Source organism: Mycolicibacterium septicum DSM 44393 (genome assembly GCF_000455325.1).
GTDB classification, from domain to species: Bacteria; Actinomycetota; Actinomycetes; order Mycobacteriales; family Mycobacteriaceae; genus Mycobacterium; species Mycobacterium septicum.
The window spans coordinates 1,372,637-1,383,176 of sequence record NZ_HG322952.1; the positions used below are offsets into that span (position 1 = coordinate 1,372,637).

The 10,540-nt window shown below is 64.9% G+C and carries 15 protein-coding genes; 10 read left to right on the forward strand and 5 right to left on the reverse strand.

The features are described from left to right. Positions 1 to 15 precede the first annotated feature (15 nt). From TX88_RS26480 to TX88_RS26525, 10 genes are all read left to right on the forward strand, one after another. A complete protein-coding gene (locus tag TX88_RS26480) occupies positions 16 to 309 on the forward strand; it encodes a PE domain-containing protein (RefSeq protein ID WP_044521178.1) in 294 nt (97 codons plus the stop codon). Positions 310 to 357: 48 nt separating this feature from the next. Next, positions 358 to 1,443 carry a PPE domain-containing protein gene (locus tag TX88_RS26485; RefSeq protein WP_044521179.1) on the forward strand — a complete coding sequence of 362 codons (1,086 nt, stop codon included), beginning with the start codon at positions 358 to 360 and terminating at the stop codon, positions 1,441 to 1,443. Further along, on the forward strand, positions 1,440 to 2,252 hold the full coding sequence (locus TX88_RS26490; RefSeq protein ID WP_044521180.1) for an ESX secretion-associated protein EspG: 813 nt from the start codon (positions 1,440 to 1,442) through the stop codon (positions 2,250 to 2,252). Before TX88_RS26485 ends, TX88_RS26490 begins: the two co-directional genes overlap by 4 nt. A gap of 77 nt (positions 2,253 to 2,329) precedes the next feature. After that, positions 2,330 to 2,599: a WXG100 family type VII secretion target gene (locus TX88_RS26495; protein ID WP_044521184.1), complete on the forward strand. Its 270-nt coding sequence runs from the start codon at positions 2,330 to 2,332 to the stop codon at positions 2,597 to 2,599. Positions 2,600 to 2,628: 29 nt separating this feature from the next. Continuing rightward, on the forward strand, positions 2,629 to 2,919 hold the full coding sequence (locus tag TX88_RS26500; RefSeq protein ID WP_044521186.1) for a hypothetical protein: 291 nt from the start codon (positions 2,629 to 2,631) through the stop codon (positions 2,917 to 2,919). Positions 2,920 to 3,015: 96 nt separating this feature from the next. Then, positions 3,016 to 3,795 (forward strand): ESX secretion-associated protein EspG, encoded by a 780-nt coding sequence (locus TX88_RS32935; protein ID WP_049925388.1) that lies wholly within the window; start codon positions 3,016 to 3,018, stop codon positions 3,793 to 3,795. Further along, positions 3,782 to 4,798, forward strand: a complete 1,017-nt coding sequence (locus tag TX88_RS26510) for a 3-oxoacyl-[acyl-carrier-protein] synthase III C-terminal domain-containing protein (protein ID WP_084622135.1) — start codon at positions 3,782 to 3,784, stop codon at positions 4,796 to 4,798. The genes TX88_RS32935 and TX88_RS26510 overlap by 14 nt, the downstream gene beginning before the upstream one ends. Before the next feature lie 42 nt (positions 4,799 to 4,840). Then, complete coding sequence (locus tag TX88_RS26515) at positions 4,841 to 5,161, forward strand: hypothetical protein (RefSeq protein ID WP_044521190.1); 321 nt, start codon at positions 4,841 to 4,843, stop codon at positions 5,159 to 5,161. A gap of 31 nt (positions 5,162 to 5,192) precedes the next feature. Next, positions 5,193 to 6,686: a hypothetical protein gene (locus TX88_RS26520; protein ID WP_044521192.1), complete on the forward strand. Its 1,494-nt coding sequence runs from the start codon at positions 5,193 to 5,195 to the stop codon at positions 6,684 to 6,686. Then, positions 6,601 to 6,951: a hypothetical protein gene (locus tag TX88_RS26525; RefSeq protein WP_044521193.1), complete on the forward strand. Its 351-nt coding sequence runs from the start codon at positions 6,601 to 6,603 to the stop codon at positions 6,949 to 6,951. Before TX88_RS26520 ends, TX88_RS26525 begins: the two co-directional genes overlap by 86 nt. A 4-nt stretch (positions 6,952 to 6,955) precedes the next feature. Here the strand turns inward: TX88_RS26525 and TX88_RS26530 are convergent, their stop codons facing one another. The 5 genes from TX88_RS26530 to TX88_RS32945 all read right to left on the reverse strand — a co-directional run bounded on the left by TX88_RS26530 (position 6,956) and on the right by TX88_RS32945 (position 10,538). Continuing rightward, positions 6,956 to 7,252 carry a hypothetical protein gene (locus tag TX88_RS26530; protein ID WP_044521196.1) on the reverse strand — a complete coding sequence of 99 codons (297 nt, stop codon included), beginning with the start codon at positions 7,250 to 7,252 and terminating at the stop codon, positions 6,956 to 6,958. Continuing rightward, complete coding sequence (locus TX88_RS26535) at positions 7,249 to 7,695, reverse strand: YbaB/EbfC family nucleoid-associated protein (RefSeq protein WP_049925390.1); 447 nt, start codon at positions 7,693 to 7,695, stop codon at positions 7,249 to 7,251. The genes TX88_RS26530 and TX88_RS26535 overlap by 4 nt, the downstream gene beginning before the upstream one ends. A gap of 2 nt (positions 7,696 to 7,697) precedes the next feature. After that, complete coding sequence (locus TX88_RS26540) at positions 7,698 to 8,651, reverse strand: WXG100-like domain-containing protein (protein ID WP_044521198.1); 954 nt, start codon at positions 8,649 to 8,651, stop codon at positions 7,698 to 7,700. A gap of 105 nt (positions 8,652 to 8,756) precedes the next feature. Then, on the reverse strand, positions 8,757 to 10,295 hold the full coding sequence (locus TX88_RS35370; RefSeq protein WP_049925393.1) for a hypothetical protein: 1,539 nt from the start codon (positions 10,293 to 10,295) through the stop codon (positions 8,757 to 8,759). A gap of 6 nt (positions 10,296 to 10,301) precedes the next feature. Then, positions 10,302 to 10,538, reverse strand: coding sequence for a hypothetical protein (locus TX88_RS32945; RefSeq protein ID WP_049925395.1), 237 nt, complete (start codon positions 10,536 to 10,538; stop codon positions 10,302 to 10,304). Positions 10,539 to 10,540: the final 2 nt, after the last annotated feature.

Consider the following 10,540-nt stretch of genomic DNA (forward strand, 5'->3'; position numbering starts at 1 on the left):
ATAAGGAGAACCGTCATGGCCGACAACGCCGGTATGTCCATCCAGCCCGGAGAGGTCCAGGAGATCAGCCGTCAACTCGACGAGCTCGCCAACCGTGTCCAGCGGGTGATGACCGACGAGGCGCCCAACCTCACTGTGACGCCGTCCGCCCGCGATGAAGTGTCGCAACGAATCGCCCAGACCCTCAACGAGGTCCACGCCTCGTTCGGTACGTCCACCGATCAGGGCATGACCGAGGTTCACGAAGTGGCGGCGACACTGCGTGGCCATTCGTCCAACATCGCGGCCTCCGAGGACTTCGCCGGCTGATATCAGCGCGACCATTCGAGTTCTGTCGACGAGGGGAGGTTTCCGGGCGTGGGGTTCACCGACGTTGCGTGGGAGTCGCGCAGCACCGAACAGCTGGCTCGCGACCTCACCGAGGGGCCCGGTCCGGCGTCGGTCGGCGGTGCCGGTGCGGCCTGGATCCGGGTTGCCAACGAATTGGCAAACGTCTCTGTTGATTTCGACAAGCTGGTGGCACGCCTCCGGACTGTCTGGGACAGCCAGGCCTCCGACGCCGCGGCACAGCGCCTGGAAGAGTTCGGTAAGTGGTTGCAGGCGATCAGCCTCAGCGCGGCCGGCAACGGACAGCGTGCCGAGGAAGCAGCGGTTGCCAACACCGTGGCAGTGCTGGCGATGCCCAGCGTGTCAGAGGCGATCGAGACAAAGACCGCCCAGGACATGATGGCCTCGCTGGCGGCTTACAACGGGGCCGTGCTGACCGGGACGTTCGCCGAGTTCGACGCGGCCGCCACCGCCGATGCGGCCAACGCTGCAGCCGTCATGCAGCAGTATGAGGAGGCCGCTGCTCCCCTGGCCCAGCCGTGGGAGCAGCCCGTGCCTCCCCAGGTGTCAAAAGGCAATGCACTCAAGGCCGAACAGGGGGCCGACAGTGCAGCCGGTGCCGGCGGTGGGGCCGCCGGCGGCGTCGCGTCGGTGCCACCTCCGCCGCTGGCACCCATGTTCGCACCGGGCATCAAGTCCAGCGGCGACCCGAAGGCCCTGCAGAAGACCGGGTTCGCCGGCGGGGGCGGCGGTGGCTCGGGCACCGGGATGAGTGGTGCCCCCTATGCGCCGATGGCTGCGATGGGACGCGGCGACCAGAACCGCGACTACGAATCCGTGCAGCCTGCGGCGGCTCTGGACGGGGCGGGTGAACCGGGTGCCGGGGTGTCCGACGCTGGGCAGGCCTGGCTGCCGGCCGCGCAGCAGAACGATGCACCGTTCATGGTGTCGAATGTCAGTTGGGGTCCCGATACCGCGGTGTTCGACGAACTCGCCGCCCCGGAGGTGCCCGCCGGTGAAGGTTTCGCCGATGAACCGGAGCGCACTCTTGAGCAGGTGGACAACCGCTGGGTCACTCCTCCCGTGATCGGCGTCGACCGGGGGCTCAACCTATGACGGCATCGCTGGCTGGACAGTTCGTCCTCACCGAGGACGAACTGCACGTTGTGGCAGCACGTCTCGGTGTCCAGGCGATGCCGTTGGTGCTGGACCTGCGACCCCGGCACCCCACCGAGACCGCCCGCGCCGAGGCGCTCGGGCAGGCCACCCGGAGCCTCACCGAGCGCGGCCTTCTGACGGCCGGGGAGGTGAGCGCGGAGTTGTCTGCGGTGGTGCAGTCGCTGCAGCGGCCCGACCGCGAGCTGGCCATGCGCCTGGTGACCCCCGATGGGTTGGCCCGTGTCACAGTCGTGCGGGATGGCACGCAGTGCATTTCGGCCTGCCGGGTGGGTGACGCGATCACGGTGGAGACCATCGACGACGGTGCGAACCTGTCCAGCGCGGCGGGCGGCCTGCTGCGTCGGCTCCCGGCAGCTGCGCCCGCCGAGATCAGTCCGGTCGGCGCTCCGCTCACCGAGGTCAGCCAGGCACTGTCCGATACCCATGACGCCACGGTGTTGTCCGACCGGATCCGGGCGCTCGGAGCCGATCCCCGCTCCGCGATGACGCTGGGTTCGGCGCTGGCGGCGCGGTTGGCGTTCGCCGAGATCGTCTACTACGCACTCGATGACGACGTCGACCGAATCTCGCGGTCCGCCGGGGCGGTCGGCATCTTCTACACCAAGCGCGGACGGATCGTGGGCGCGCCCAGTGCATCGCCCAGCGGCCAGTTGTGGACCACCCTCAAGCCGGGATCGGACCACACGATCAAGCAGGCCGTCGGCCAACTCGTCGAGCTGTCCGGCTACAGATGGGGGGACTGCTAGATCCGCTCCCTGTTCACCAGCGAATTCTCAACCACCGTCCGGCGATTCGCGCCGGGTATGACAAAGAGAGGTACGGCATGACGCTTCATCTGACGCCCGCGGAAGCTCAGCAGAAGATCGAGAACATCGATAAACAGATGATGGATGTCCGGCGGCTGGCGGCCCAGATCCTGGACCAGACCGAGTCCATGACGGCCAGTTCGTGGACGGGCGGCAAGGCTGCGAAGTTCCGCGGCATCATGACGCAGCACCACGAAGACTTCAACTACGTCATCAACAACCTGCAGCAGATCGTCGACAAGGGAAAGTCCGACATCAACACACTTGTCAGCCACGACGCCGACTAGCAGCCGACTGAACTCGAAAGGTTTGATCAATGGATACGGACAACATTCGGTACCAGTACGGAGCCAACTACGCGTCCCTGGACGACATTCAGGGAGCGACCAACAACGCGCAGGCCATGCGTGAGGAAGTCAGCCAGGTCTTCTCAGCGCTGCAGGGCGTGTACGAGGGCCAGGCCGCAGAGACGCTGAACCAGAAGCAGATTCAGATCCTGCAGCAGATGGACGCGATCCTCAACGAGATCACCCAGACCCGGACCGGGGGCAATCAGTCCCAGGAAGACGCTGCGGCGCTCGACGCCCACCTTGCCGGCGGCTTCTAGGGCGGCAGTATCGTCGGCGGGCTCGGTTGTCGGTTCCATCGCGACCGAGCCCGCTTACGCGTCCGTTCTCCCGAGGCAGAAAGAAAGGGGCTCAACATGATCACTGATGAGGTGGCCCCGCTTCGCCATGGGCTCGAGCCGTGGTTCATGAGCGGTTTCGAGTTCCGTTGCATCTGGGAGGCACTCGGCCTCGACCGCCTGCCGTCCCCGCTGTCCTACCGCCATCGCGGACCGAAGTTCATGTCCGAGGTGGAGGCCGACCGCCGCGAGGCGCTGGCCCGGTTGCGCGCCGGACTGAACCCGAATCGTGTTCGCATCCTTGAGGCTTTGCGGTACCCGGCATACCTCCTGCAGGGATTCGGCCAGATCGAGTCCGGCCAGGTCTACCGGCTGCTCGGAGTGATCGGCACGACGGGTTACTGCGCGGTCATCACCCAGGATCCGAGCGAGCAGCTCATCTTCGGCGAAGATGTTCAGATCATCGGCTGTGTGAACATCGACTTTTCCCAGGTCGTCCTGGAAGCGCTCCCTGCCTACAAGCCCGGTACCCGGCCCCGCAAGGAAGAGCTGCTCGAGGACGAGACCCCGACCTCGGCGCTTCGGGATACCAAGATCACCGGATCGATTCTGCTCAGCGGTTCGCCCGAGTTCACGATGGACTATCAACTTCTCAACGCCGACCAGCTGACCGTGATCAACATCGCCGACGACGGTGCGTACGTGGTGAACGAGGGCACGAAGTCATTTCAGATCATCCCGGCGACGGTGCCCAATCTCATGCAGGTTTTCAAGAAGGTCGAGAAGCGGCAAGCAGAAGCCCTGGCGGAGAAGCTCTCTGCCGAGAAGACAGACCGGGATTTCGATGCCCTACCTTGACGCCGTCTCTGTCTACGTCCCTGTGGGTACGGACAGTCAAGGCCGCCCGAAACATCTGGCGACCGCAGCTTCCGAGATGCAGTCGGTCCACGAGATGGTGGAACTGGCCGGGCGCCAGATCGACGGCTCTGTACTGTCCGCGGCGGCGGACAGCATGGCTGCCTCCTTCCATTGCGGCACCCTGTATCAGGGCGAACATTTCTGGCCGATACAGAATTCACTGCAACAGTCCCTGCTGGGCAGAACATCTGCCGGTTCCGCCACCGAGATCCGCCAGTTCTGCTCCGGCGGCCTGTACGGCGTGATGCTCGCCGATGCCGTGCTGCAGGCGGGTTGGGCCGGTGACTATGCGATGGTGACCGGCGGCGACAGCATCTTCTACTTCGACCGGCACGAATATGCCGCCAGCCCGGCCACCGAAGGTTCGCTGCTGGGCGACAGCGGTTTCTGCGCGCTTCTGAACCGCGACCACGGGTTCGCCCGAGTCGTGTCTGCCGCCGCACGCTCCCACAACCCGTCCGCCGGCATGATGCACGGCAGAGCTGACGGCGCCATCGACGATCCGAAGTTTCCGACCTTGGAAGACTGGATCACCCGGTGGGAAGACTATGACCGACGCGGTCACGGCACGGTGAGAGACAACGCGATAGCCAGTTTTCGGGTGGCCGTCCAAACCGTGACCGAATGCTACGAACGCGCGGGCGTGCAGCCGGACGACATCGATTGGTTCGCCCCGTCGTTCATCGAGCCGAGCTACGTCACGGACATGCTCGCCAAACAGACCTTCCTGCAACCCACGCCCGGGCTGTACTCCTTCGCCGCACAATTCGGGCATCTGACCGTCTCAGATTTCGGCGTGAACCTCGCCTATCTGATGAACAACAAGATGGCCAAAGTGGGCGACCTGGTGCTGCTGTTCGCCGCCGGGAATTTCGTCAACTGTGCCGCGGTGCTGCTGCGTATCGAGAAAGAGGTGACCCTCCCATTCAATATGCCGGCGTGACATCGCGATTCACATGAACCACCACCGCAGAGGAGAAGACTGATGACCAACCCGTGGGGCGGCCTGGACGCCGACACCGTGAACAAGAAGCTCTACCTTGATCCGACTGTCATCTCAGAGGTCAACAGGGTCTTCGAACCGTACGAGGAGAGCCTCGAAACCCTCATCGGCGATTCCCTCGACGAGACCACGGGATACTTCGGGACACCGGAGAACCCGCTGGCGGTTCTGGTTCAGAAGGTCTTCGATGCCCGCGGCAAAGAGTTGACCGACTACCTGAAGGAGCAGTTGTCGCAGACGCAGGGCTTTGTCAAGACTGCCCGGGATGCGGCGGAGGCCATGCGGACCTCCGAGAACGACTAGTAACAGCACGGACGGGACGGCGTAGAACACCATGAGCGGCTTCGGCAATTACCTCGGCGCCACGATGGGCACGAGTACCAACGAAGAGGGCAAAAGTGGCGCCGTCTATGACAATGCCTTCGTCACCAACTCGAACTACCCCAAACGCGCCGCGCTGATCGGCGACGACGGCAAGTTCGTCCAGTTGGACTCAGATCTGCAGGACGAGAACAAAGTCGCCAAGTACCAACCGAACAGCGCCCTTCTCGGCGAAGTCCCCGGATTGATATCAGACAACAGCACGTACCTGGAGGTGCAGGACAAACTCTCCGGTCCCGAATCCCTGAACTGGGAGGGCAAGTCGTTCGTCTTCATGCGCAAGGAGAGGGACTCGCTCAATCCCGGCAAGATCGAACAGCTGGGCAAGGACTGGACGGAACACGGCGACACCCTGAAGACGACTTCCAAGGATTTCAAGGAGACCGTCAACAAGACGATCGAGGGAAAGTGGTCCGGTGAGAGTGCCTCGGCCGCCGAAACCGCGTCCAAGCAGGTCACCAAGACGTCGATCTACGATTTCACGCTGGCTTCCGACGCGATAGCCGACAGGCTCACCGTGCTCCACGACGCGTTCACCAGTCTTCGGGACCAGTTCCCCACCTATGCGAACGACCAGTTGATCGAAAAAGGTGATTTCGACAAGGCGAAGCTCGACGCGAAGATCGCCGATTTCAATTCCAAGTACCACATCGACGGCAGCGGCTACCTGCGCAACAACGATGACGGTTACGTGACCGCGGCCGACGCACTCAAACAGCTGGACGAGATCAACCGCTCCATCGACGCCTATCAGAAGGCGGTTCAGCTGTTTCAGAACATCTACAACCCGACCGTCGAGGCGGTCACGAAGAACTTCCCCAACCTGCCCACCCCGCCGAACATGAAGTACGGGGATCCGACCGCACCCGGCGGGCCCGGTGGACCCACCAGCCCCGGCGGGCCCGGTGGTGGCACCAGCCCGTTCAAACCGGGTGGCGGCAGCGGCATCAAGCCTTTCGACAAGTCGGACTTGGACAAGCTCAAAACAGACAAACCGACCGACCTCGACAAGTACAAGCCGATCGACCAAAAGCCCACGGACCAGACAGATTCCACGACCGATCCCATCAAGGATGCCCTCGACAACCTGACCGACCCGGTCAAGTCGGCCATCGACTCGGCCACCAACGCCGCCAAGGACGCGCTGGGCCAGGCGATGGACGCCGCCAAGAACGCTGCGGGGCAGAACCCATTGGGGCAGGGGCTCGGCGGCCCGCCCGAGGGCGTTCTCGGCCTCGGGCCGCAAAGGGCTCGGCGGCGCTGGTGCAGGCAAGGGAACGGGTGGCGCTGGTGGCGGAGTCCCGTTGCGCGGCATGCCGAGTGGCCTCCCGGCCACAGCACCCGCGACCACCGCGGCCAAGGTGACTGCCCCGGCCGCCGCCGCCGGCCTGGGTGCGGGAGCGGGCAGCCCCGGAGCGGGCGCCCCTGCTGCCGGCCAGCGCGGTGATCAGAACGGCAAGGGCCACCAGGTCAACAAGGCGCTGCGCCGCAAGAAGAACGGCAAGGACGTCATCGGCGACTCGGACGCATCGGTGCCCGTGGTCGGCGCGAACGAGGAAGCCGAACAGCCGGAGAGCGCACCCGTCGAACAGTCCGAGTTCCGTCGTCGCGTTCCGCAGCGGGACGGCACCTGGCAGCCCAACTCGGCGGTCCAGCCCGGTCCGGCTCGCCCCGCTCGCCCGCAACAGTTCACGCAGGAACGCTCGGAGTGACGCTTCAGGGTTTGTCTTGTTGTTCCAGAGCGTCGGCGGTGATCCGCAGGCCATCGGCGTAGTAGTCGAGCAGGTTGGTCTTGGCGGTGATCGACCCGTCCACCCAGTCCAGCTGCGCTTTATAGCCTTTGGAGCCGTCGGCGAATCTGTTGCCGATCTTGTCATGCCCCCAGGCTTCGCCTTCACCGCTGAGCATCTGCATCAGTGCTGACTGCACGGCTTTCATGTCATTGCTGACGAAGGCGAGATACTGCGCGGTACCGCGCAACTCGGACGGCGTGACGCCCAGCGGTACGGTCATCGCACACTCCTCACAGTGGGGTATTCGTCGGGTTCTTCTCCGCCGTCGTGATGCCGCGCGGGCACAACGGGCGACAACAGATCCCTGATGTCAGGAGCTCCGTCGACAATGTCCGACAGCGAGGGCATCTCCTCCCGCCGCTGAGCCAGCGGTGCAAGGAGTTCAGCGACTTTCGACTCGACGTCGCGGGCGGCCTCCTGGGCCGCGGCGGTGATGTGCCATCCCAGGTCGGTCAGATCATGGTCATCCAAATAGGCTTCGTCGACCGCCGTCCGGGTGACGACACCGTCGGCGTTCACCGTGACCGTGACTGTCCCATCGGCCCGAGTGGCCGATGCGGACAAAGCCGCCCGCGCATCCTCGACGGCAGCCAGCTCGGCGAATTGTTCCTGCACGAGTGCAAGAGCATTGATGAGTTCATGCCGTGCCGCATCGTTGTCCATGTTCAGTCCCCGTCTCCCCCACTGGCCGCCGCGGCACCGCCACCATCGGGGGTCGACGCCTTGGTGCTCCGTGCAGCAGCGCGGCCCCGAACCCCGCCGGTGACCGCGGTAGGCACCGATCCGAGGACGGAAACCGGGTCGATCTCGCTGCCGGTGGCCAGTGCCCCGGTCACTTTCTTGGACATGCCTGCGACGTATCCGACAGCCGCACCCTTGACCGCCGAATTGCCCACCAGCCGCTGGCCGTAGATGCTGACCGTGCCCTGGGTGGCACCGCCGACGGAGTTGGCCAGAGCGACGGTTCCGAGCCTGTCCCAGTCGTATCCGTTCTGATGTCCCTTGGACTGCTGGATGTTCTGGATGAACAGTTCCTGCCCGAGCGCCTCAGCCGCCTCGACGCCGGACTTCTTGATGATCCGGTGCACCGTCGTCTTCGTCATGGCCTTGCCCAGGTCAGTCATGACATCTTTGAGCAGTACCGACACCATCCGCTGGATCGCGGCGGATGTCGTCGTCTCGATGAGGGGGATCTCGGCTGCCGATGCGCCGAAGGTCACCGAGGTCTGAGCCAGTGCCCAGGAGATCTCGAATGCCGCGATCGCCAGTGAGGTCAGAATCTGGAGCTTGGTGTATTCGATGTTCTTGCCGGTACTTTCGGCAAGCGTGCCGAGCGCGGCCATCGCATCGGCGAGTTTGTCGACCGTGGCGTCACCGTCGAACAACATCGCGAACTGCTTGTCCGCGGCCCCCGCGGTCACGCCCTGCAGGACCGAACTCGTGCTGGCCCGCATCCGGTTCAGTTCGGGTATCAGATCTCTCAATTGTTCGGCGCGGTCGCCCCATTCACCGCCGATGCGGTACATGGCATCCTCGTCGCCTTTGGGCCATTGCGAGCCGACCAGGTAGGACACCCACTGTAAAGGCCCGGGAATCTGCAGGGTCACGCGATCCCCCATCGGCGAAAAGTTCCGTGCAGCATTGAAATTCAACGCTATTGCGCGCTACCGCACACCGCCATTTCTGACGGCCTTGTTCGCCGAGAGTTCAGCTACCCGCCAGTTCTAAGTCAGAAGACCCGCCAGGCTCAGCTGGTTGGCCGCGGCATAGACCTGTGCATCGGGACGATCACCGAAAATCGCCGCGACGTCATCGACGGTGGCGGTGCGATCGGCGGCAAGCTCCAACAGGGCCTGGCAGCGGTCGACCGTGGTGGCGCCGGTTTGGGACACCATGTCGGCCACCGTGGCCTCCGGGGTCCAGATGGCCGGGAACGGCACGTCGAGCTCGCCTGAGGTGTCGGTTCCGCCGCGATACCACTGACCGTTCGACCACCAGAAGCAGAAACTCAGCAGCCCATTGCGATTTCGGGTGTTCAGCACCGAATCGTTGACCCAGGCGGGCGCTCCCCCATACAGGTCGGGCAGCGGACCGCCGCCGTTGTAGGCGGCCTCGAGCAACTCGGAATTCCATTTGCCACCGGAGAGCACCGCACGGTCACCGGGCAGCAGGAACAGCGTCGACCCGCTGCGGACATCGCTCTCGAACCAGGCGTACCCGGGATAGATGCGTGGCCCCCAGCCCGACCCGCTACCTGCGTAGGCAGCCGACAGCACCGCCCAGCGGGCCAGCAGCTCGGGAAGCGGCGGGATCTGTTCTGTGACGACGGCTTCGCGACCGGCATCCTTGTCGGCGGCGGCCGCGGCCGCGGCCTGGGCGGCGTCGCGCCCCTGCGCGTCGGGTCCGGCGGTGTAGCCGGCCAGCCACACCGGCACCTGCGCACGTGGGTAGGCGTCGAGGTCGTTGCGATAGTGCTCGGCCGCCACGATCTGGTCCTCCGGGAACGGCTCGTCGCCGTAGTCGTAGTCGACCGTCGCCTCGCCGCGATTGTTGACGTTCAGCAACAGCCGCCACCACGGCCCGGCACTCATGCGGGCCGCGACTTCGCGTTGTTGGCGCACCAGGTCGGCGATCGACTGGGGCACCGGGACCAAGCCGGTTCGGTCCTGGGCCCAGAACTGCACCTGGGCGATCTGAGAGGTGACGGTGAAGGCGAACACCGCCGAGAACTCGTCCCAGCCTTCCGGACCGAGCTGGGCCAGCTGCTGCACGATCGAGTCGATGAGGCGGGACGCCTCCTCGGCCGTCGCGGTGTCTGAACTGGTCGGTGCATCGCCCACCGGTGCGGGTGGCTCGTCGACGATCGTGAAGTCGGCGATCGCGCCCGGGTCGTCGGCAGCCGCCAACCGGAACTGCTTCTCGAACTCGGCCATGAAGGCCGCCTCCTCGGAGCCGGCGCCGTTGGACTGAGCTCCGCCATTGGTTCGGACCGCGGGTTCCTGTGCGGTGAACGCATCCCGCGCCTGCTGCGGCGGGATCGACGACGACACCTCTTCGATGCGCCCGGAGTCACCCACCAGGAAGATCGACCGTCCGACCGGGATGTCGAGGAAGGCCATCGGGTCGCTGTCGTCGATGTCGACCGGTGCGTACACACTCCAGCCCTTGTCGAAGCGATCAGCCGCCAGACCTTCGGTCGGATAGTCGAGCCCCCTGGACCTGATCCAGTTCGTGACCAACGAGATTGCCTGTGCCGCTTCCATTGCCCCCTACCTTCCCAGCTTCTGCTGTTCGGCTTCGATTTCGTCGGCCAGCGCCGAGCGTTCGGCCTGTTGGCGTGCCAGCAGCCCGGCGCTGAATGCGGTCCAGGCGGCGTCCTGCTCCGGCGTCATCTGAGCGCCGTGCACCTCGGATTCGACATCCGGGTGGTGGTCCAGGAACTGGTTGAACAGCGCACCCATCTCCCGGCTGTGCCTGCGGTTGAGCTCGATCCGTCGCGGGTCCATAC